Origin of the sequence: Sulfitobacter sp. LC.270.F.C4 (assembly GCF_032922545.1) — a bacterium.
Lineage (GTDB): Bacteria > Pseudomonadota > Alphaproteobacteria > Rhodobacterales > Rhodobacteraceae > Sulfitobacter > Sulfitobacter profundi.
The window spans coordinates 3502895-3522131 of sequence record NZ_CP136692.1 but is presented as its reverse complement, the minus strand read 5'-3'; the positions used below and the strand labels follow the sequence as shown (position 1 = coordinate 3522131).

Annotated in this window: 21 protein-coding genes; 8 read left to right on the top strand and 13 right to left on the bottom strand. The window is 62.4% G+C overall.

Annotation, left to right across the window (positions count from 1 at the left end):
• Window positions 1-69: 69 nt before the first annotated feature.
• Together R1T45_RS20940 and R1T45_RS20935 are read right to left on the bottom strand one after the other, a co-directional pair.
• Window positions 70-546 carry a hemerythrin domain-containing protein gene (locus R1T45_RS20940; protein ID WP_317390168.1) on the bottom strand — a complete coding sequence of 159 codons (477 nt, stop codon included), beginning with the start codon at window positions 544-546 and terminating at the stop codon, window positions 70-72.
• A 59-nt stretch (window positions 547-605) separates the two neighbouring features.
• A complete protein-coding gene (locus R1T45_RS20935) occupies window positions 606-779 on the bottom strand; it encodes a hypothetical protein (RefSeq protein ID WP_317390167.1) in 174 nt (57 codons plus the stop codon).
• A gap of 151 nt (window positions 780-930) precedes the next feature.
• On the opposite strand from R1T45_RS20935, the gene R1T45_RS20930 reads away from it, so the two are divergent.
• Window positions 931-1653 carry a GNAT family protein gene (locus tag R1T45_RS20930; RefSeq protein ID WP_317390166.1) on the top strand — a complete coding sequence of 241 codons (723 nt, stop codon included), beginning with the start codon at window positions 931-933 and terminating at the stop codon, window positions 1651-1653.
• Window positions 1654-1674: 21 nt separating this feature from the next.
• Here the strand turns inward: R1T45_RS20930 and R1T45_RS20925 are convergent, their stop codons facing one another.
• Window positions 1675-2394 (bottom strand): response regulator, encoded by a 720-nt coding sequence (locus R1T45_RS20925; RefSeq protein ID WP_132444805.1) that lies wholly within the window; start codon window positions 2392-2394, stop codon window positions 1675-1677.
• 126 nt (window positions 2395-2520) lie between these two features.
• Here R1T45_RS20925 and mce point away from each other — a divergent pair, with 126 nt between their 5' ends.
• Together mce and R1T45_RS20915 are read left to right on the top strand one after the other, a co-directional pair.
• Window positions 2521-2925 carry a methylmalonyl-CoA epimerase gene (gene mce, locus R1T45_RS20920; protein ID WP_132444803.1) on the top strand — a complete coding sequence of 135 codons (405 nt, stop codon included), beginning with the start codon at window positions 2521-2523 and terminating at the stop codon, window positions 2923-2925.
• Window positions 2926-2927: 2 nt separating this feature from the next.
• Entirely contained in the window at window positions 2928-3221 is a 294-nt protein-coding gene (locus R1T45_RS20915) for a DUF1467 family protein (protein ID WP_120350130.1), read from the top strand.
• Here the strand turns inward: R1T45_RS20915 and R1T45_RS20910 are convergent.
• The 5 genes from R1T45_RS20910 to trpS form a co-directional block, all read right to left on the bottom strand.
• A complete protein-coding gene (locus R1T45_RS20910; protein ID WP_120350131.1) occupies window positions 3154-3888 on the bottom strand; it encodes an EI24 domain-containing protein in 735 nt (244 codons plus the stop codon). The genes R1T45_RS20915 and R1T45_RS20910 overlap by 68 nt on opposite strands.
• On the bottom strand, window positions 3879-4451 hold the full coding sequence (locus R1T45_RS20905) for a nitroreductase family protein (protein ID WP_317390165.1): 573 nt from the start codon (window positions 4449-4451) through the stop codon (window positions 3879-3881). Before R1T45_RS20905 ends, R1T45_RS20910 begins: the two co-directional genes overlap by 10 nt.
• A 9-nt stretch (window positions 4452-4460) precedes the next feature.
• Window positions 4461-5567 carry a class II histone deacetylase gene (locus tag R1T45_RS20900; protein ID WP_317390164.1) on the bottom strand — a complete coding sequence of 369 codons (1107 nt, stop codon included), beginning with the start codon at window positions 5565-5567 and terminating at the stop codon, window positions 4461-4463.
• A gap of 160 nt (window positions 5568-5727) precedes the next feature.
• Window positions 5728-6198, bottom strand: a complete 471-nt coding sequence (locus tag R1T45_RS20895; RefSeq protein WP_132444797.1) for a VOC family protein — start codon at window positions 6196-6198, stop codon at window positions 5728-5730.
• Between the two features lie 105 nt (window positions 6199-6303).
• Window positions 6304-7320 (bottom strand): tryptophan--tRNA ligase, encoded by a 1017-nt coding sequence (trpS, locus tag R1T45_RS20890; protein ID WP_317390163.1) that lies wholly within the window; start codon window positions 7318-7320, stop codon window positions 6304-6306.
• 75 nt (window positions 7321-7395) lie between these two features.
• On the opposite strand from trpS, the gene R1T45_RS20885 reads away from it, so the two are divergent.
• Window positions 7396-8082: a rhomboid family intramembrane serine protease gene (locus R1T45_RS20885; RefSeq protein ID WP_132444793.1), complete on the top strand. Its 687-nt coding sequence runs from the start codon at window positions 7396-7398 to the stop codon at window positions 8080-8082.
• Here R1T45_RS20885 and murJ read toward each other — a convergent pair.
• The 4 genes from murJ to R1T45_RS20865 form a co-directional block, all read right to left on the bottom strand.
• The gene (murJ, locus tag R1T45_RS20880) at window positions 8079-9620 is read right to left on the bottom strand and encodes a murein biosynthesis integral membrane protein MurJ (protein ID WP_317390162.1); all 1542 of its coding nucleotides are present in this window, start codon (window positions 9618-9620) and stop codon (window positions 8079-8081) included. The genes R1T45_RS20885 and murJ overlap by 4 nt on opposite strands.
• Before the next feature lie 111 nt (window positions 9621-9731).
• The gene (locus R1T45_RS20875) at window positions 9732-10283 is read right to left on the bottom strand and encodes a CHAP domain-containing protein (RefSeq protein ID WP_317390161.1); all 552 of its coding nucleotides are present in this window, start codon (window positions 10281-10283) and stop codon (window positions 9732-9734) included.
• A gap of 128 nt (window positions 10284-10411) precedes the next feature.
• The gene (locus R1T45_RS20870; protein ID WP_317390160.1) at window positions 10412-13192 is read right to left on the bottom strand and encodes a [protein-PII] uridylyltransferase; all 2781 of its coding nucleotides are present in this window, start codon (window positions 13190-13192) and stop codon (window positions 10412-10414) included.
• Window position 13193: 1 nt separating this feature from the next.
• The gene (locus R1T45_RS20865; RefSeq protein WP_317390159.1) at window positions 13194-14375 is read right to left on the bottom strand and encodes a penicillin-binding protein activator; all 1182 of its coding nucleotides are present in this window, start codon (window positions 14373-14375) and stop codon (window positions 13194-13196) included.
• Window positions 14376-14462: 87 nt separating this feature from the next.
• Here R1T45_RS20865 and rsmI point away from each other — a divergent pair, with 87 nt between their 5' ends.
• The 4 genes from rsmI to R1T45_RS20845 all read left to right on the top strand — a co-directional run bounded on the left by rsmI (window position 14463) and on the right by R1T45_RS20845 (window position 17700).
• Window positions 14463-15320 (top strand): 16S rRNA (cytidine(1402)-2'-O)-methyltransferase, encoded by an 858-nt coding sequence (rsmI, locus tag R1T45_RS20860; RefSeq protein WP_120350138.1) that lies wholly within the window; start codon window positions 14463-14465, stop codon window positions 15318-15320.
• Window positions 15321-15366: 46 nt separating this feature from the next.
• Window positions 15367-15744, top strand: coding sequence for a YraN family protein (locus R1T45_RS20855; RefSeq protein ID WP_162931891.1), 378 nt, complete (start codon window positions 15367-15369; stop codon window positions 15742-15744).
• Window positions 15745-15850: 106 nt separating this feature from the next.
• On the top strand, window positions 15851-16786 hold the full coding sequence (gshB, locus tag R1T45_RS20850) for a glutathione synthase (protein WP_067941500.1): 936 nt from the start codon (window positions 15851-15853) through the stop codon (window positions 16784-16786).
• Between the two features lie 53 nt (window positions 16787-16839).
• Window positions 16840-17700: an alpha/beta hydrolase gene (locus R1T45_RS20845; protein ID WP_317390158.1), complete on the top strand. Its 861-nt coding sequence runs from the start codon at window positions 16840-16842 to the stop codon at window positions 17698-17700.
• Here R1T45_RS20845 and R1T45_RS20840 read toward each other — a convergent pair.
• The gene (locus R1T45_RS20840; protein ID WP_317390157.1) at window positions 17663-19180 is read right to left on the bottom strand and encodes a YifB family Mg chelatase-like AAA ATPase; all 1518 of its coding nucleotides are present in this window, start codon (window positions 19178-19180) and stop codon (window positions 17663-17665) included. The two genes, R1T45_RS20845 and R1T45_RS20840, sit on opposite strands and share 38 nt — an antisense overlap.
• Window positions 19181-19237 lie beyond the last annotated feature (57 nt).

The window sequence follows — 19237 nt, the reverse complement described above, 5'->3', positions numbered from 1 at the left end:
CTGCCCAGAGGGGCTGGATATCCACAAGAACGTTAAGAGAACACGTTTATCAGGGAAGAGCGGCTTGGGTCAATCCTCAAGACTGTCTTTGCGCTTTTCCTCAATGAGTTTGGCTTCCTTTTCCTTACGCTTCAGGAACTTGTCGCCGAAGGCGTCGTTATGTTCCTCGCCGATGACCTTCTTGGCGCGGGTGAAAAGCTCGTCTTCTTCCTCGTCCATGTGATGCTCGTAGTCATGCTTGAGTTGCTTGAAACGAGTCAGCCAAGCAGAGGACGACATATCGGTTTCGCGCAGCTCTTCCATGATATCGTCAAGCTGCTGGTGTTCGTGAACCGAATGGCGCGCGTGATCTTGGCCCCATGTTTCGGACATCAGCGTGGAATAAAAGGTCTCTTCTTCGGCGGCGGCGTGGGATTTCACGTCATGGTAAAAACGGTCCCAAGCCTTGCGGCGCTCGGCGCTGTCGCCTTCGGTGTCGGCAATGGTGTTGAGCAGGGCGCGGTGTTCATCATGATCTTCTTTGATCGCGTCGTAGATAGAGGGCATGGGAAAAATCCTTTGGTGTTACCTGTGGCTAACGCCGAAGCCACCGGCAGGTTCCCGCCTTAAAAGACCGCCCCCGTCGCCGCTTGGCTAGCGACCTGTTGGAATAACCCGCCTGTTTGGGCGTGAAATGCCGCCAAAGTAACGACCACCAGCCCCAGAACATTCGCGCCCACGACGATCCAATCGACCGGCTTTGCGGGTTTGGCGCTGTCCTTGGCGTGGTGCTGGGTCATATCACCCTCCGGGGGTCGCTTGGGTTTAGCATAATGCTGCAAGCTGAATGTGGCATGAATGTGTAACTTGAATGCCAAGACTGGGGTCTGGTGGAATTATTTCAAGTTTATTCATCTTGGCGGCCCGATAAGCTCGGTGCATAACTTTGCTATGAACAGCAGATCAGACCCGCGCCCTGTCGGGCCCACGATAGAGAATTGGGCCGAGCCCCAACGGCCCGCCGGTGAGGTGCTCTCCGGGCGCCATGTCGTGTTGGAGCCGCTTTCGGCAGAGAAACACGCCGCGCTGCTCTACCCCGCCTATGTGGGGGAGGACCACGTTTGGGATTATCTGCCCTACGGGCCATTCTCTTCGGCGGCGCAGTATCACCGCTGGGTGCGCGATAGTGCAGCGCAGGTTGATCCGTATTTCATGGCAGTGAAAGACCGCGCGCGGGATCAATGGGCGGGCGTGGCAAGTTTTCTGCGGATCAAGCCCGAGGCAGGCAGTATCGAGGTGGGCCACATCAACTTCAGCCCCGCCCTACAGCGCACCCCCGCGGCGACCGAGGCGATATTACTGATGATGCAATGGGCCTTTGAGGCGGGCTACCGACGGTTCGAGTGGAAATGCGACGCGCTCAACCGTCCGTCCCGCCGCGCCGCGCAGCGGTTGGGGTTGAGCTATGAGGGTGTCTTTCGGCAAGCGACCATCGTCAAGGGGCGCAACCGCGACACGGCTTGGTTCGCCGCGATCGACACGGAATGGCCCGCGCTGAAAGAGGCGTTCGAAGCTTGGCTGTCCCCCAGTAATTTTGACGGGCAGGGGCAACAGAAGGAACGGCTCGGCGATCTGACCCGCCTTGTTCGTGTAACGAGCGACCCGATGCTTTAAGTGGCCTGCCTGCCGGGTGGGTTAAATCGCAATTTTCTCAGTCAATCGGATCTGGATCATTCCGGCGATGGTGGCGGCCTCTGAGCCCGCGGGTTGGCCGAGTGCGCGTTTATGTGCCAAAGCCCTTGCCGCCTCTTCCAGCCTAAGGTCATTCGCGGAGCGGGCAACGCCGCAGAGAAATTGCGCGACATAATCAAGCGTGGGCTCATCCGGTTCGCCGCCGAGGACGCCCGCGATATGGGCAATGTCATCTTGAAAGCCGATTCGATCCGGGGAGACATCTTCATCCGGGAGGGCGCGCAGGCCCACGGGGCGACGCTCTTCGGGGAGGGTTTTCAGAATGGCCTGCTGGAAGGATGACAGCGATGTAATCGGCTTCGCGATAAACCCATCGACCCCGGCCGCGCGGGCATCAGGCTCCATATGGCTGTCGCCAGATATGGCGATGATCGTTTCCACCCGGGGCGTGCTTTGTGTGAGTTCGGCGATCAGGTCCAGACCGCTGCCGTCGGGCAGGCCAAGGTCGACCAGCGCCACGGCGGGGCGATAGACCTGTAGATGGCGCCGGGCAGAGCGCAAACTATCTGCCCGCCTGATCCGCGCGCCAGAGCGTAGACAGAGCAGGCGCATCGCCTCGCAAGCGAAACGGCTGTCTTCCACCACCAAAACGGTGAGGCCCAGCAGCGGTCGCTCCGCCGTGGGGGTGGGGGTGGTTCTTTCGAAAGGGTCGGTGTCGTCCATAATCGCCTCCAACAACTTCTGCTGCACAATCGTTACGCCGCGTTGGCTAACGACGCGTTAACGTGACGCATTGTTGTTCAGCGGACGGGCGGGCATAAAGCTGGCAAATCACGAGGAGCACCCAAGATGATCGGACGTCTTAACCATGTGGCCATCGCCGTGCCGGATCTCGATGCGGCGGCGGATCAGTATCGCCACGCGCTTGGCGCCAAGGTCGGCGCGCCACAAGCCGAACCGGATCACGGGGTGACCGTGATCTTTATCGAACTGCCCAACACCAAGATCGAATTGCTGCATCCTTTGGGCGATGACAGCCCGATCAATGGCTTTCTGGAAAAGAACCCGTCGGGTGGCATCCACCATATCTGCTATGAGGTCGACGACATCATCGCGGCGCGCGATCATCTGAAATCCACCGGCGCGCGGGTGCTGGGCTCGGGCGAGCCCAAGATCGGCGCCCATGGCAAGCCGGTACTGTTCCTGCATCCCAAGGATTTCAACGGCGCGCTCGTCGAGCTTGAGGAGGTCTGAGCATGGGGATCGTTTCGGGCCTCGTGCTCTTTGCCGTCATCTGGTCGATGACATTCATGGTCGCCCTGCCGATTCGGGTGCAAACCCAAGGGGACGCAGGCGAGGTCGTGCCCGGCACCCATGCGGGCGCGCCAGCGCAGCATCATCTGGGGCGCAAGGCGCTGTGGACCACGCTGGTGGCCGCAATCATCTGGGCGATCAGCGCCACGGTCATCCTGTCGGGCTGGATCAGCGTGGCGGATATCGAAGGCTGGCTGCATCCGAATGCGGCACCAACGCATGGTACAGGTGGGTAAAGGTCGCCGCCCCTAGGATCGGGATCAGCAGGTTCAGCAGCGGCACCGACAGCGGCACCGCCATCAGAACCCCGGCCAGCCAGATCGTGCCCGCATGGCGGCGGCGCAGGCGTTTCGCCTCGTCCCGCCCATGGCGGCGCAGCGCGGCAAGGGTGAAATATTCGCGCCCCAGCAAGAACCCGTTCAGCCCCCAAAAGATGAACAGCGCCGCCGGGGCGAAGAGCAGGTATAGGATCAGCGCCAGCAGGTTTGCCCCCACCAGCACGCCCATGAAGTTGACGGTATCGCGGATCGCATCGCCGATGCCGACACGGTGCGCCGGGGGCAGATGCGGGTAGTGAACCTCTTCCACCGCATCGGCCACGTCATCTAAAAACATTGAGGTAATCGCCGAGGCGACGGGCACCATCAGAAAGACCGAGAGCACCATCAGCAGGATCAGCGCGCTCCAACTCAGCAGATCATCGAGCCAGTTGACTTCGCCCAGTACCGGAAGCCAAGCGTCTTCGGGCGTGATCCAATCCACCAGATAGGCAAAGCCCGCCGTCGCCGCGACCAGCAGCGCCAGCGACAGGCCGACGCCGAGCAGGACCACTTTGCGAAAGCGCGCATCGCCTAATTGGCCAAGCGCGCGGGTAAAGGACCGCAGGATCGCGTTTACAGCCATGTCGTGATCTCGTCGATGTCAGGGCGCGGGCGTTCCGGTGGGGCGGCGGTTTCGGTGCCGATATGGATGATCCCCGCGATACGCTCATGCGGGGCGAGGGCAAAGCCTTCCTCCATGAAGCCGCGGTCATGGGAAGGCCAACCGCTGAGCCAGTTTGCCCCCCAGCCTGCGGCAAGCGCCGCGTTGAGCAGCGCAAGGCAGACGGCCCCGGCGGAATAGGTCTGCTCCAGTGGGGGGATCTTGGGCGAAGGTTTTTGCACCTCAATGACCGCCACGGCGAGGTTGCCTTGGTCAAACTGGCCACGCCCCTTGGCGGTGTCCTCTGGCCCGAGGCCAAGGGCTGCGCCGCGTTTCTCAGCCGCTTCGGCCAATCGCGCCATCGCCGCGCGGTCGATGACCACGAAACGCCACGGCTCCAGCTTGCCATGATCCGGCGTGCGGGCGGCGGCGGTCAGAAGGGGGCGCAGGGCGTCGGCGTCCGGGACGGGCAGGCCGAGGGTCTTGGCAGGGCGCGAGCGGCGGTTTTGCAGAAAGGCGAGGGTGGCGGGATCAGGTGTCGGCATTGCAGTCTCTTACAGGTCCAGTTGCCGCGCCATATCGTCAATCGACTGGCGCAGGAAGGCGTCAAAGGCAGGCGAGGGTTGGCGGGCGTGCAAGGCACGGGCCATTGGGTCGGGGGCATCGATCTTGCTGCCCGCCAAAGTGGCGATCGTGGCATGGCCGCAGAAGGGGACATAGGCTTCGGAATAGCCGCCTTCGTGCACGAGGACCAGTTTGCCATCGCAGACCTTATCAGCGGTATCACGGATGCGCTTGGTCATCTCGGCAAAGGTCGCTGCGGTGGCCTGCATTCGGGCCAGCGGGTCGACGATTGCCGCGTCATAGCCGCAGGCGACGATGATCATGTCGGGGGCGAAAGCCTTGATCGCCGGGATCACCACGCGGTCCATCGCGTGTAGGTAGGCGGTGTGGCCCGAGCCCGCGTGCATCGGCAGGTTGATGTTATAGCCTTCGCCAGCACCCCGTCCGCGATCTGCCAGCGCGCCCGTGTCGATGGGGTAATTCCCCTCTTGGTGCAGAGAGATCGTCAGCACGTCATCGCGGTCATAATAGATCGCCTCGGTGCCATTGCCGTGGTGCACGTCCCAATCCAGCACGACCAGGCGCTTGGCCAGCCCCTTGGCCTGTGCGGCCTCGATGGCGATGGCGATATTGGCCAAAAGGCAGAACCCGTTGGGCAGATCCGGCAGGCAGTGATGTCCCGGCGGGCGGCTGAGCGCATAGGCATTGTCGAGATCGCCGCGTGCCACGGCGTCGACCGCGGCGATGGCCAGCCCGGCAGACAGCGCGGCCAGCTCATAACCGCCGCGGGCGAAGGGGACCGCATGGCCCAAGTCTCCGCCGCCTGCATCAGAGAGACGCTTGAATTCATCGAGGTAGCTTTCGGGATGCACCCGTGCCAGCGCTTCACGGCTGGCCGGGGCGGCGCTGCGGGTGTCGAGCTCGGCGAAGAGCCCCGTTACTTCCATAAGGTTCTTCATCCGGCGCTTGGTTTCGGGGTTTTCCGGCAGGCCGCCTGCCGCGAGGGGCTGCACCAACCCGCCGACTGGCATGGTAAAGGCGTAGTTCCCGCCTGCGTGCCAGAAGCAGCGTTCGTCCCAAAAGAAACCTGTGGTCATGGTCGTGTCCCCTTCATCCTTGCGGGGAAGGTGGCGCAGGGCAGCGGGATTGTCCATGGCGGGAATGGTTCACACGGGCGGTGGTGCGTGGGGTGGGTGCGGGATTCGGTATTTGTAAAAGGATGAAGGGGGCAGGGGAACTCTTTGAGCGGCGTTGCGGTCAGTTTGCCTCGGCCAGTAGGGCGGCGACATCGAGCGGGGAGTTGACCATTTTTAGGTCGCCTTGCGCATCGCGCGGCCAGTCGGCTTGGGGAAGGTCCCGGTACAATTCAACACCGTTGTTGTCGGGATCGCGCAGGTAGACCGCTTCGCTGACGCCGTGATCGGCGGCGCCGTCCAATGTGATGCCAGCCTCAAGAACCCGGCGCAGGGCGCGCGCGAGCTGCTGTCGGTCGGGGTAGAGAAAGGCGCTGTGGTAAAGGCCGGTATGGCCCGGCGGCGGCGGGGTGGCGCCCGCGCTTTCCCATGTGTTCAGCCCGATGTGGTGATGATAGCCGCCCGCGCCCAGAAACGCAGCCTGATCGCCGTAGCGTTGAGTCACGGCAAAGCCCAGCAAGTCGCCGTAAAAATGAATGGCGCGATCAAGGTCGGCGACCTTGAGGTGTATATGGCCGACGGTTGCGTGGTTCATCGCTTGGTCCTTTCGCTTTCCGATCAAGATGGCAGCGAGAGGGGGCAGGCGCAATTGCGCAGAAGAGCAGGGGGGCTGTGCGGCATTGCGCGCAGCCCCGGTCTGTCAGCCGACCATGCCGACGATCTCATAGGTGCGCTTGAGGATCGGGGTGGTGATTTCGCGGGCCTGTTCCGCGCCCCGGGCGAGGATGCGGTCGATCTCGGGCTCATCGGCCATCAGGCGCTGCATTTCGGCGGTGATCGGGCCCATTTTGGATACAGCCAGTTCTGCCAGCGCGGGTTTGAAGGTGCCGAACTGCTGGCCGCCGACTTCGGCCAAGACTTGATCGATGGTCTGGTCGCTGAGGGCGGCGTAGATGTTCACGAGGTTGCGCGCTTCGGGGCGGTCCTTCAGGCCCTCGGCCTCGGACGGCAGAGCGTCGGGGTCGGTCTTGGCCTTGCGGAATTTCTTGGCGATCGTGTCGGCATCGTCGGTGAGGTTGATGCGGCTGGCGGGCGAAGGATCGGACTTCGACATTTTCTTTGATCCGTCGCGCAGGGACATGACGCGGGTGGCCGCGCCTTCGATCACTGGTTCGGTGAGGGGGAAGAAATCGACGCCGTAGTCGTGGTTGAACTTGGCCGCGATGTCGCGGGTCAATTCAAGGTGCTGTTTCTGGTCCTCGCCCACCGGCACATGGGTGGCGTGGTAGATCAGGATGTCGGCGGCCATCAGTGCGGGGTAGGCGAAAAGGCCGAGGGAGGCGGCCTCGGCATTTTTGCCGGCCTTGTCTTTCCACTGGGTCATGCGGCCCATCCAGCCCATGCGGGCGACGCAGTTGAAAATCCAAGCCAGTTGCGCGTGTTCGGGCACTTGGCTTTGGTTGATCAGGATGGACTTTTCCGGGTCGATGCCCGAAGCGATGAAACCGGCGCAGAGTTCGCGGGTGCTGCGTTTGAGGTCTTCGGGCTTTTGCGGGACCGTGATCGCGTGCAGGTCGACCATGCAATAGATCGACTGAACGCCCTGTTCCTGAGCATCTGCAAAGCGTTTGAGCGCGCCCAGGTAGTTGCCCAGATGCAGGTCGCCCGAGGGCTGAATGCCGGAAAACACGCGCGGGGTGAATTGGGTCTCGGACATCGGGCGGCACCTCTGGGCTGGAAAGTCTTGCGCGGCAGGCTTACTTCTGGCCGCGAACCCCGTCAAGGAGCGCCCATGCAAGACCCTGATATCCAGCCCCCCGTGAACCCGTTGCCGCCAGTGGTTGTCGTGTTGTTTTTAGCCATTACTGGCGTTGAGGTGGTGTTGTCCTTGGCCGAGGCTGGGCTGGTCGGTGGCCCCGCTGCCGTAGGCTGGCGGCTGGCGCTGGTGCGCGACTTTGGCTTTTCGGGGCTGATTTTTGACGCGATGATCGGGGCGGGCCAGTACCCGATTGAGCATATCTGGCGGGTGGTGACCTATCCGTTCATCCATCTCGGCTTTACCCATGCGATCTTTGCCGTCGTGCTGCTGTTGGCGCTGGGCAAGTTGGTGGCCGAGGCAATGGGGCAGATGGCCTTTCTGGTGATCTTTGTGCTGTCGGGGATCGGCGGGGCGTTGGTTTATGGCGTGCTGTTGAACGATCCGGTTTGGTTGGCGGGCGCCTATCCAAATGTCTATGGGCTGATTGGCGGCTATAGTTTCGTGATGTGGCGGCGGTTGCTTGGCTCGGGCGGGCCGCAGTATCAGGCGTTCACGCTGATCGCTCTGCTGATGGGGCTACAGCTTTTCTGGGGCATCTTTTTTGAGACCGGCTTTTTGTGGGTCGCCGAGTTGGCCGGGTTCTTTTGTGGTTTTGGCCTGAGCTTTTTGGTCGCGCCCGGTGAATGGGCGCGACTGAGGGCGCGGTTGCAGCAGCGTTAACCGCGCCGCATTGCGGATTTGAACTCGGACAGGCGGAAGGCGCCGATCAATTGGCCGATGCCGAAGTAGCTGATCGCGGCAATTGCAAGAAGCATCACCAGCGCCAGCCCACGCCACCATGGCAGGCCCAGCATCGGTTGCAGGGCGGCGTTGCCCAACCAGAGCGCCACGCCCATCGCGGCAGAGGCGATGAGGATGCGCCAGATGCGCTTGTGGAACCGTGCGTCGAACTTGGCCGCAGCGCCGAAACGCCGCGCGCCGATGGCCAGACAAGCAAACATCGTCCAGCCCGCCAGTGTGGTCGCAACCGCCGGGGCGATCCATCCGATGAAGGGCGCAAGACCGACCGCGAGCACCGCGTTCACGACCATAGCGACCACGGCGAAGTAGAAGGGGCGGCGGGTGTCTTCGCGCGCGAAATAGACCGGCTGCAGAATCTTTTGTAACACGAATGATGGCAGGCCAAGGCCGTAAATCATCACCGCCGTTGCAATCGCAGCGGTGTCGTCGACGCCCGAGGCACCGCGTTCGAACAGCACCGTGACCAGTGCGAAGGGCACCACCATCAGCGCCACTGCCGAGGGGATCGTCAGGGCGAGTGAGATTTCGGCGGCGCGGCTTAGCGCGGTTTGCGCGCCGTCGTTGTCCCCGGCGCGCAGGCGGCGCGAGAGGTCGGGCAGTAGCACGATGCCCACAGCGATACCCACCACGCCCAGAGGCAGTTGATAGAGGCGGTCGGCGGCGAAAAGCCATGAGACGGCCTTGTCATATTGGCTGGCGACCAATTGTCCGACGACGAGGTTGATCTGCATCACGCCCGAGGCCAGTGCGGCGGGCAGGGCGATGACGATCATCGCGCGCATGTCGGGGGTCCAGCGGGGCCGTGAGGGGCGCAGGGGGAAGCCCGCTTGGGCCGCGGCGCGCCATGTCAGGGCAAGCTGCGCCACGCCAGCCACCGGGATTGACCAGATGAGCCAGAGCGCCACCTCGCCCCCGGTGAGCGCGGCGAAGGTCATGGCGGCGATGACGAAGATGTTCAGCAGCACCGGCGCGGCGGCGGCCACGGCAAAGCGTCCGGTGGCGTTCAGGATACCGGAAAACAGCGCCGAGAGTGACATGCACAGGATATAGGGAAAGGCGATACGGCCAAAGGCGACGGTCATATCGAACCGAGGGTCGCCGACAAAGCCTTCGGCGGTCAGCCAGACCAACCCGGGCATGAAGATCATGCCCAAGGCGGTCAGCGCGAGCACCACCAGCGCCAATCCGTTGAAGGCATCGCGGGCGAATTTGCCAGCGCCTTCCTCGCCCTCCAGCTTCTTGGCGAACATCGGCACGAAGGCGGCGTTGAACGCGCCCTCGGCAAAGAAGCGGCGGAACATATTGGGCAGGCGGAAGGCGGCGACGAAGGCGTCCATCACCGGACCGGGGCCAATGAGCGACAGCAACAGCACCTCACGCATGAAGCCGAGCACACGGCTGAGCAAGGTCCAGACACCGACAGTGAAAAAGCCGGACATAAGACGGATAGGTTTCATCAAAAGGTGCCTTAAATTGCGCTGAGGTGATCCCTAGCGCGGGCGCTTACCCGGTGCAATCGCGGTGAGCGGTGCCGGAAGGCTAGCCCCTTGGCTTTGGCAAGGTGGCGCTTATCCCCCGGTGGGGTAGATGAACCCATTGATCGGATAGGTGCTGCCAAAGGCGCCGGGCTGGCTTTCGACCTGCACGGCAGACCAGTCGTTGGCCTTGGACACATCAATCACCGCCATCTTGAGCGAGACTTGATTGCGTTTCCAATTGGCGTGATCCACCCGGATTTCGCGCGGCGAGACGACATCGGAAACCACAGCGATATGCCCCATCGGCAACGAGCTGGTCCCGCTAAACGCCATAACGGCACCGACCACCGGCTCATCACCGCGCGGATAAAGCCCCTTGGCCTTGTCCCACCACGTTTCCGCATTGCCGCGAATCTGGATGCCGCTGACATTGCGGGCAAAGGGCACGCACCAAACACGTTGGCCCTTGGCGCGCATGTCCTTGGCGGTTTGCACGGCCATGAAGTGACGCTGGGGGTTTATGCCAGAGAAATCATAGGGCTGCGGGATGTCAGGCGCTTTGGCGCAGGCCGCCGTCAAAAGAAGTGTGGCGCAAAGGGCCATCAGGCCCCGGTTCGGCAGTGCTGCGCGTTTGACGCTCATATGTCCCTCATTCATGGAATCCCGCGCTTCTGCCGGGTTGAAAGAGATTTTGAGGATCCGATGTCAAAAGCAAAGCGCGGAAATAAAGGGTGGCGGGATTTTGCCGGTCAAAACGTGCCGAAGGAACCCTAGCCCTCGGCCCGCTCAACCCCTGCGGCAATCGCTTCGCGCAGGCGCTTTTCCAAGGTCCGCTGCTTGGCCTCGGTGTAGTATTTCAGGCCGAACATGTCTTTGACGTAGAAGGTATCGACCACCTGCTCGCCAAAGGTCGCGATCACGGCGTTGGCAATATAGACGTTCGAGCCAGCCAAGGTGCGGGTCAGATCATAAAGAAGGCCGGGCCGGTCGCGGGTGTCGACCTCGATGATCGTATAGATTTCAGACCCTTCGTTGTCGAAAGTAATATGGGTCGGCACCTTGAAAGCGCGTTCGCGTTTCTTGACCTTATCGCGCGATTTCAGCGCATCGCGGGCGACGATTTCACCGCGGAGGGTCTTTTCGATCGTGTCGCGCAGGCGCGGCAGACGCGAAGCTTCATAGGCGTTGCCTTCACTGTCCTGAATCCAGAAGGCATCGGTCACGAAACCGTCTTTGGTGGTATAGCTGCGCGCGTCGACGACATTGGCCCCGACCAGTGCAAGCGCCCCCGCAAGCCGAGCAAAGATGCCCGGATGATCGGCCATGACAAAGCTGGCGCGGGTGGCACCGCGATCCTCATCCGGGTGCAGGTCGATGCGGATATCATCGTTGCCGATGTCGCGCAGCAGTTCCGCAAAGGCGACATGGGCGGTGACATGCAGACCCTGCCAATAGGGCGGGTAGTGGCGGGCGGTCTCTTGCTGCAAAAGCTTGCGCGGCCAGTCGGAAAGCGCGGCGCGCAGGGCTTTCTTGGCCTCCGCCCCCCGGTTCTCGCGGTTGAGATCTTCAAGCCCGGTTTCAAGTGCCCGCTCGGTCTGGCGATAGAGGGCCCGGATCAGCACCGCTTTCCAATTGTTCCACGTGTTCGGCCCGACGCCGCGAATGTCGCAGACCGTCAGCACACAGAGCAGGTCGAGCCGTTTGACCGTCTGTACCGCCTTGGCAAAATCGCGCACCGTGCGCGGATCGGCGATGTCACGTTTCTGGGCCATGTCAGACATCAGAAGGTGATAGCGCACCAGCCATTCCACGGTGTCGACCTCATCGCGTTTCAGCCCCAGCCGCGGGCCGATGCGCCGCGCGAGTTTCGCGCCGATGATCGAATGATCCTCGGGCCGCCCTTTGCCGATGTCATGCAGCAGCAGTGCCACATAAAGCACCTTGCGATTGACCCCGCGCTTCAGGATCGAAGAGGCAACGGGCAGTTCTTCTTCCAGCTCGCCTTTTTCGATCCGGGCGAGGTTGGCAATGCACTGGATGGTATGTTCGTCCACGGTGTAGGAGTGGTACATATTGAACTGCATCATCGCCACGATGGGCTCAAACTCAGGGATGAAGGCGCCCAAGACGCCCAATTCGTTCATCCGCCGCAGGGAGCGTTCGGGATTGCCGTGTTTCAACAGCAGATCAAGGAAGATGCGCCGCGCCTCGGGTGTGCGGCGCATGTCATCGTCGATCAGCGCGAGGTTGGCTTTGATCAGCCGCATCGCGTCAGGGTGGATCAGCATGCCGGTGCGCAGGGCCTCTTCGAAGATGCGCAGCAGATTCAACTTGTCTTGCAGAAACTCTTGGTCGTCCTTTAGCGCGATGCGGTTGTGGACCACCTGAAACCCTTCGCGCATTTTCGGGCGGCGGCGAAAGATGCGCTCCAGCAGCGGCTCGGCCTTCATATGCGACGCTTCAAGCCCGCTGACAAAGATACGGGTCAGATCCCCCACCGCCGTTGCGTGGCGGAAATAGGCCTGCATGAAGATCTCGACGCCCCGCCGGCCCCCGATATCCTGATAGCCCATCGCTTGGGCAACCTGCACCTGCATGTCAAAGGTCAACTGTTCCGTCGCGCGACCTGCAATCAGGTGAAGATGCCCGCGCACGGCCCAGAGAAAGGCCTCGGCCTCGCGGAAGGTGTCGTATTCATCGGCGCGAAAGACACCGAGATCGACCAGATCGGCGACCCGGTCCACGTCATGGATGAACTTGGCAATCCAAAAGAGTGAATGCAGATCGCGCAGCCCGCCTTTGCCTTCCTTGACGTTGGGCTCGACCATATAGCGCTCACCCTGTTTCAGGTGGCGGTTGTCGCGCTCCTCCAGCTTGGCTTCGATGAAATCCTTCCCGGCGCCCGAAAAGAGGTCGTTCTTAAGGCGTTCGGAAAGCTCTTGGGCAAGGGTGAGATCGCCATCGATGAACCGGTTCTCCAGCAGAGCGGTCTGGATGGTGTAGTCATCGGCCCCAAGCCGCAGGCAATCTTCGATGGTGCGGGTGGCGTGACCTACCTTCAGCTTCAAATCCCACAGGATATAGAGCATCAATTCAATCACGCTCTCCGACCAAGCGGTGGCCTTGTAAGGGATGAGGAAAAGCAGATCGACATCGGAAAAGGGCGCCATCTCTCCCCGGCCATAGCCGCCCACGCCGATCATGGCGAGCCGTTCACCCTCGGTCGGGTTCGGATTGGGGTGCAGAACCTGCGTGGCAATCTGCAAGACGCAGCGCAGCAGTTGGTCGGTAAGATAGGTGTAGGAAGAGGTCATCGCCCGCGCATCAAAGGGCGATTCCGCAAAGCCCGCGGCGATTGCCTTGCGGCCTGCCTGCTGGGCTTCTTGGATGAGGGGGACGATCTCGGCCCGCAGCGCGGCACCTTCCAGCGTGCTATCGCGTTGCGAAAGGGCCTGCCAGACGGCTGTATCGTCAAAGATTTGTTCGGGCGCGCAAATCAGGCGCGGGTGTCGACGCGCGCCTGATGTTGTTGTCGGTTTCGCGAGGTCCAATTCAGAAACCAGCCCCGCCAAAGCCGCGCGGCGCTGGGTCTAGCACGACAACCCGGTTGTTGCGGATCGTGGCCACGGCCAGCGCACGTTCATTGGCGCCATCGCGGCGCAGACGGAAGATGCCGCTGGCCCCTTGGAAACCCGCCCCTTGGGTGAGGGCCGCACCGGAAAGCGCGTTGGATTTGCCGCTCTTTACCAAGGACCCGATCGCCGCGATCCCGTCAAAGGCCAGCCCGGCCAAAGGATGGGGGTCGCTGCCATAGGCCGCTTTGTAGCGGTTGGAGAAGGCACCGCTTGCCGCTGTGTCTGGCAGGGCGAACCAGCCGCCCTGCACGCCGGGTAGGGCCAGCGTTTGCTGCGGGATGTCCCAACGGGTCAGGCCGACATATTGTGTGGTCGCCGATTGGATCCCAGCTTCGGGCAGCAGCTCTGCGAAAAGTGGCAGGGCACTGGCCGAGGACGTTGTAAGGAACAGCGCATTCGCGCCACTGCCTTCGATCGTCGCCTTGACCCGCGGCACGGCAGCCACGACCAACTCTTGGCTCAGCGCGTAATCCACGGTGCCCGCCAGTGTCGCGCCATTGGCGCTGATCGCCTGAACAATCGCATCACGGCCCAGTTGACCGGCAAGGTCTTGACCATGCAGCACGACCATTTTGTCTTTGCCATTGCGCTTGGCAAAGCTCACCAAACGGTTGGCGGTATTGGCAAAGGTCGGCCCAAGCACGAAGACATTGCCGCCCGCGATGGTCGGGTTGTTCGAGAAAGAGATCACATTGACCCCGGAAGAGGCCACTGCCACGCCGGCCGCATTGGCCGCCTCGCCGTAAACCGGCCCGAGGATGATCTTGGCCCCTTCATTCACCGCCTGAGAGGCAGCGGCAGCGGCTTTGCTGGCGTTGCCCGCGGTGCCATAGACGCGCAGGTCAATCTCGACGCCGCCAAGGTCGCGCATCGCAAGACGCGCTGCATTCTCAAGGTTTTTGGCCAGCAACTCATCGCTGGCAGAGCCACCGCGCGGCACCAAAAGCGCGACAGGAACGGGGGCAGAGGGGTCAATGCGCGGGCCGCCGGAATTGGCGCCGCCGATGGCGACGGGCTGACAGGCCGCCAGCAGGACCGCGAATAGAGGCAATAAGAGCAGGTGCATCTTCTTGCGGAAGGCTCGGAAACAGGCAATCATTTGTATTCACTCCCCGGTGGTGGCAAGACGACGACGGTCGCCGGAACATGGCCGCGATCATAGTCACTGCGAAAGGCGGGTCCAGCGTTGAAATTCCTCAAGACAGATCTAGCCCCAGGACTTTATTTCGTGGGCGTCCCAATCGGCACCGCACGCGATATCACGCTGCGTGCGCTGGACACGCTCGCCGCGGCGGATCTGCTGGCGGCCGAAGACACGCGCAGCCTGCGCAGGCTTATGGAAATCCACGGGGTGCCGCTTAATGGACGCAAGGTGATCGCCCTGCACGACCACAGCGGCCCATCCGTGCAAGAGCGGCTTATCGCGGCGGTCCGTGAGGGCAAATCGGTCGCCTATGCGTCAGAGGCGGGCATGCCCCTGATCGCCGATCCGGGCTTCGAGCTTAGCCGTGCCGCCGCCGAGGCGGGGGTGATGCAGACCTGCGCACCGGGGCCCTCGGCGGTGCTGACCGCGCTGGCGCTGGGCGGCCTGCCGACGGATGCGTTTTTCTTCGCAGGCTTCCTGCCCAATAGTAAATCCGCACGGATCGCGGCGCTGGAAAAGCTGCGCGACGTGCCGGGAACCTTGGTATTTTACGAATCACCCAAACGGCTTGGGGCCATGCTGCGCGATGCGGCAACCGCGCTGGGCGCGGGGCGTAAAGCAGCCATGTGCCGAGAGTTGACCAAGAAGTTCGAAGAGATTCAACGCGATACGCTTGAAAACCTTGCAGAGACCTATCAGGGCCAATCGCCAAAAGGCGAAGTGGTCGTTCTTATTGATCGAAGCCGTTCAGAGTCTGTTAATCACCTTGACCTAGAAACAGATTTGCAACGGGCGCTTAAAGAGATGTCGATGCGTGACGCTGTCGATTTGGTGGCGCAGGCCCATGGCCTGCCACGGCGGCAAGTCTATCAGGCGGCATTGGCGCTCGGCAAAGGTTAGGACAACGGTCGGAGTAACGAACATGGCGCAGGGTGAGACAGGAATGATGCGAACTGCGGCCAAACGCCAACGGGGTCGCATGGCCTATCATGCCGGGATCGCAGCCGAAAATAGGATCGCGCAAGACTACGAAAGACGCGGCTTTGCCATCGCGCGCCGCCGCTGGCGTGGCCGCGCCGGAGAGATTGACCTGATCCTGCGCGATGGGGCTGCCCTGATCTTTGTCGAAGTGAAGCAAAGCCGAAGTTTCGCGCGTGCCGCTGAAAGCCTCTCCGCCCGACAGATGCAACGCATTTACCGCTCTGCCGAAGAATTCCTTGCCGGTGAACCTGCTGGCAGCCTGACCGAAGTGCGCTTTGACGTGGCGCTTGTCGATGGGCAGGGAGCCACGGAAATCATCGAAAACGCTTTTGGCCACGGCTGACCCATTGCGTATAGGCCCCTGCTGCGCCATCTAAGTAGCGATCCCAAACGCCTGCACCGTCGGTCCGGGTCGGATCACGATAAAGGTTAGCAGCGGGGAGACGCCGATGAAAATCGCCTTTCAAATGGACCCGATCGGGGACGTGAACATCAACGCCGACAGCAGCTTTCGGCTGGCCGAAGAAGCACAGGCGCGGGGGCATGAGCTGTTCTTTTACACACCCGATCATCTGGCGTACCAAGAGGGGCGGATCACCGCGCGTGGCTATGATTTTACCGTGCAGCGCGTGCAGGGCGATCATGCCCAGTTCGGAGAGGAGCGAGAGGTCGATCTGGCCGATTTCGACGTGGTTTGGCTGCGCCAAGACCCGCCTTTCGACATGCACTACATTACCTCGACCCATTTGCTGGACCGGCTGAAAGACACCACATTGGTGGTCAACGATCCCTTCTGGGTGCGCAACTATCCCGAGAAACTTTTGGTTCTCGATTTCCCCGACCTGACGCCGCCCACCACCATTGCGCGGGATCTATCGACCATCAAAGCCTTCAAGGCGAAGCACGGCGATGTGATCTTGAAGCCGCTCTATGGCAATGGCGGCGCCGGGGTGTTCCGGCTGGATGCCAATGACCGCAACCTTACCTCGTTGCATGAGCTGTTCACCGGTTTCTCTCGGGAGCCGCTGATCGTTCAGAAATTCCTGCCTGCCGTGTCGAAAGGCGACAAGCGCGTCATCCTTGTGGACGGGGAGCCAGTAGGCGCGATCAACCGCGTACCGGCGGAAGGCGAAACGCGGTCGAATATGCATGTCGGCGGGCGACCAGAGAAGGTCGGGTTGACCGAGCGCGATCTGGAGATTTGCGCCGCCATTGGCCCATTGCTGAAAGAAAAGGGTCAGGTCTTCGTCGGTATCGATGTCATCGGCGACTATTTGACCGAAATCAACGTGACCTCTCCCACCGGCATTCAGGAACTGGAACGGTTCGACGGCGAGAATATCGCCGGCAAAATCTGGGAGGCGATCGAGGCCCGCCGCGGGTGAGCCTGCGCCAGCAACTTTTGAACCGCTGCCTGCGTCTGACAGAGAAGCCTTTGTTGGCGCGCGCAAACCCTCAAATGCTGCGGGCCACGATGGAGATGCAGGCGCGGCTCTTTTTCAAAGGGCCGGGCGATGTCTCTGCCGAATGGCGGGGCTTGCCGGGGGCGGGTTCGGCGCTTTGGCTTACGCCACAGGGCCCCTCGAATGGTCGCGTGATCCTCTACATCCATGGCGGTGGATTTGTTTTCGGCAGCCCGGAAACCCACCGTGCCATGGTCGCGCGTTTGGCGCTGCTGACGGGCGCACAGGCGGTGCTGCCGCGCTATGCGCGGGTGCCGGAGGCGGCCTTTCCCAAACCTGCGGAAGACATCCGCGCGGCTTGGGACGCGCTGTGTCGGACAGGCATCGCCGCGCGGGACATCGTGATTGGCGGGGACAGCGCGGGCGGTGCTTTGGTCTTTGACCTTTTGGCGGAGCTTTGCCGCGAAGGCGCGGCGCTGCCTGCGGGGGCCTTTGGGCTTTCCCCCTTGTTGGACATGACCTTTTCCGGTGCGAGCTTCACGCAGAATGCCGAAAGTGACGTGCTGTTGCCCGCCGCCCGCGCGGCAGAGATGGCGCGGCTATATCTTCGGGGGCAGAGCGCAGAGAGCCCGCGGGCAAGTCCGATCCTCGCGGATTTCAAAGGGGCGCCGCCGGTCTGGCTTACCGTGAGTGACAGCGAAATCCTACGTGACGACAGCCGCCGCTTTGCGGCCCGTTTGCGCGACGCGCAGGTGCCGGTCACCTTTCAAGAGGTCCATGATCTGCCGCATGTTTGGCCGCTGTTCCAAAACCACCTGCCGGAGGCGCGGGAGACCCTTGCGACCCTGGCCGGGTGGATCAACGCCTTGCCGCCAGGTCGGGCAGGCGAAAGCTGATCGCTTCGGCCATATGGGGGCGGCGCACCTCGGCGGCGCCCTCGAGATCGGCGATGGTGCGGGCCACGCGCATGACCCGGTGATACCCACGCGCGGAGAGGCAAAACCGTTCAGCCGCACGCAGCAGCAGGTCGCGCGCTTCCGCATCCGGGCTGCCGACTGTTTCGAGCAATTCCCCCGCCGCGTCGGCATTGGCCGATATGCCGTCATGCTGGGCGTAGCGGGTTGATTGGAGCGCCCGCGCGGCAGCAACTCTTGCCGCAACCTCGGCAGAGGTGTCGCCGTTGGCGGGCAGGTTGAGGTCACTGTAGCTGACGGGGGGCACGTCGACACGCAGGTCGAAACGGTCCATCAGCGGGCCCGAAATGCGGCCTAGGTAGTCTTCGCCGCAGGCCGGGACGCGGGCGCAGGCGCGGGCCGGATCGGGCAGATAACCGCATTTACACGGGTTTGCTGCGGCCACCAGCATGAAGCGGCAGGGGTATTTCACATGGGCGTTGGCGCGCGCGATCATGACCTCGCCAGTCTCGATTGGCTGGCGCAGGGTTTCGAGGACTGTGCGATTGAACTCTGGAAACTCATCCATGAACAGAACGCCATTATGCGCGAGGGATGCCTCACCCGGTCGCGCTTGGCGTCCGCCGCCGATGATGGCGGCCATCGAGGCCGTATGATGCGGCTCGCGAAAGGGGCGGCTGCGGGAAATGCCCCCCTCATCCAGAAGCCCGGCGAGGGAGTGGATCATCGACGTCTCCAGCGCCTCGGTCGCGGTAAGCGGCGGCAGGATGCCCGGCAGCCGCGCGGCCAGCATGGATTTGCCCGAACCCGGCGTGCCGACCAACATCAAATGGTGCCGTCCGGCGGCGGCGATTTCCAGCGCGCGTTTGGCGCGTTCCTGACCTTTGACTTCGCGTAGATCGCGGCCTGCCGCAGTCAATGGCACTTCCCCCGGCTCTGCGGGGGTGATTGGCACTTGGCCTGTGTAGTGGCGAACAACGTCGCCTAGATTGGCCGCGGCGATGATCTGTGTGTTGCCGACCCAAGCGGCCTCTGCTCCCGATCCTGCGGGGCATAGAAGGCTGCGGTCGTGGGTGGCGGCAGCCATCGCCGCGGGGAGGGCACCGACGACCGGCATCAGCGTACCGTCGAGCGAAAGCTCTCCCAAGGCGACCACATTCTGGGTGATGTCTTCCGGCAGGATGTCGAGTGCTGACAGAAGTGCCAGTGCGATGGGCAGGTCGAAGTGACTGCCCTCCTTGATCAGGTCTGCTGGGGAGAGGTTCACGGTGATGCGTTTTGACGGCAATGCGATGGCCATGGCGCTGAGCGCGGTGCGCACCCGGTCGCGCGCTTCTGACACGGCCTTGTCCGCCAGTCCGACGATAGAGAAACCGGGCAGGCCCGCAGTGACCGCGCATTGCACCTCGACAATGCGCGCCTCAACCCCCTGAAATGCGACCGTATAGGCCCGCGATAACATTGCCTACTCTCCCGCCTTGCTATGGTTAATCGATAGGCAAGACGGGTTTAGGAATGG

What these genes read in the sequence shown, in the direction of transcription:
- trpS (WP_317390163.1), bottom strand. Translation starts at nt 7,320, where the DNA reads ATGTCCGAGACCCAATTCACCCCGCGCGTGTTTTCCGGCATTCAGCCC.
- murJ (WP_317390162.1), bottom strand. Translation starts at nt 9,620, where the DNA reads ATGAAACCTATCCGTCTTATGTCCGGCTTTTTCACTGTCGGTGTCTGG.
- R1T45_RS20910 (WP_120350131.1), bottom strand. Translation starts at nt 3,888, where the DNA reads ATGGCTGTAAACGCGATCCTGCGGTCCTTTACCCGCGCGCTTGGCCAA.
- R1T45_RS20855 (WP_162931891.1), top strand. Translation starts at nt 15,367, where the DNA reads ATGCGAACTGCGGCCAAACGCCAACGGGGTCGCATGGCCTATCATGCC.
- mce (WP_132444803.1), top strand. Translation starts at nt 2,521, where the DNA reads ATGATCGGACGTCTTAACCATGTGGCCATCGCCGTGCCGGATCTCGAT.
- R1T45_RS20930 (WP_317390166.1), top strand. Translation starts at nt 931, where the DNA reads ATGAACAGCAGATCAGACCCGCGCCCTGTCGGGCCCACGATAGAGAAT.
- R1T45_RS20840 (WP_317390157.1), bottom strand. Translation starts at nt 19,180, where the DNA reads ATGTTATCGCGGGCCTATACGGTCGCATTTCAGGGGGTTGAGGCGCGC.
- R1T45_RS20925 (WP_132444805.1), bottom strand. Translation starts at nt 2,394, where the DNA reads ATGGACGACACCGACCCTTTCGAAAGAACCACCCCCACCCCCACGGCG.
- R1T45_RS20865 (WP_317390159.1), bottom strand. Translation starts at nt 14,375, where the DNA reads ATGATTGCCTGTTTCCGAGCCTTCCGCAAGAAGATGCACCTGCTCTTA.
- R1T45_RS20895 (WP_132444797.1), bottom strand. Translation starts at nt 6,198, where the DNA reads ATGAACCACGCAACCGTCGGCCATATACACCTCAAGGTCGCCGACCTT.
- R1T45_RS20885 (WP_132444793.1), top strand. Translation starts at nt 7,396, where the DNA reads ATGCAAGACCCTGATATCCAGCCCCCCGTGAACCCGTTGCCGCCAGTG.
- R1T45_RS20935 (WP_317390167.1), bottom strand. Translation starts at nt 779, where the DNA reads ATGACCCAGCACCACGCCAAGGACAGCGCCAAACCCGCAAAGCCGGTC.
- R1T45_RS20875 (WP_317390161.1), bottom strand. Translation starts at nt 10,283, where the DNA reads ATGAGCGTCAAACGCGCAGCACTGCCGAACCGGGGCCTGATGGCCCTT.
- R1T45_RS20915 (WP_120350130.1), top strand. Translation starts at nt 2,928, where the DNA reads ATGGGGATCGTTTCGGGCCTCGTGCTCTTTGCCGTCATCTGGTCGATG.
- gshB (WP_067941500.1), top strand. Translation starts at nt 15,851, where the DNA reads ATGAAAATCGCCTTTCAAATGGACCCGATCGGGGACGTGAACATCAAC.
- R1T45_RS20905 (WP_317390165.1), bottom strand. Translation starts at nt 4,451, where the DNA reads ATGCCGACACCTGATCCCGCCACCCTCGCCTTTCTGCAAAACCGCCGC.
- R1T45_RS20900 (WP_317390164.1), bottom strand. Translation starts at nt 5,567, where the DNA reads ATGACCACAGGTTTCTTTTGGGACGAACGCTGCTTCTGGCACGCAGGC.
- R1T45_RS20940 (WP_317390168.1), bottom strand. Translation starts at nt 546, where the DNA reads ATGCCCTCTATCTACGACGCGATCAAAGAAGATCATGATGAACACCGC.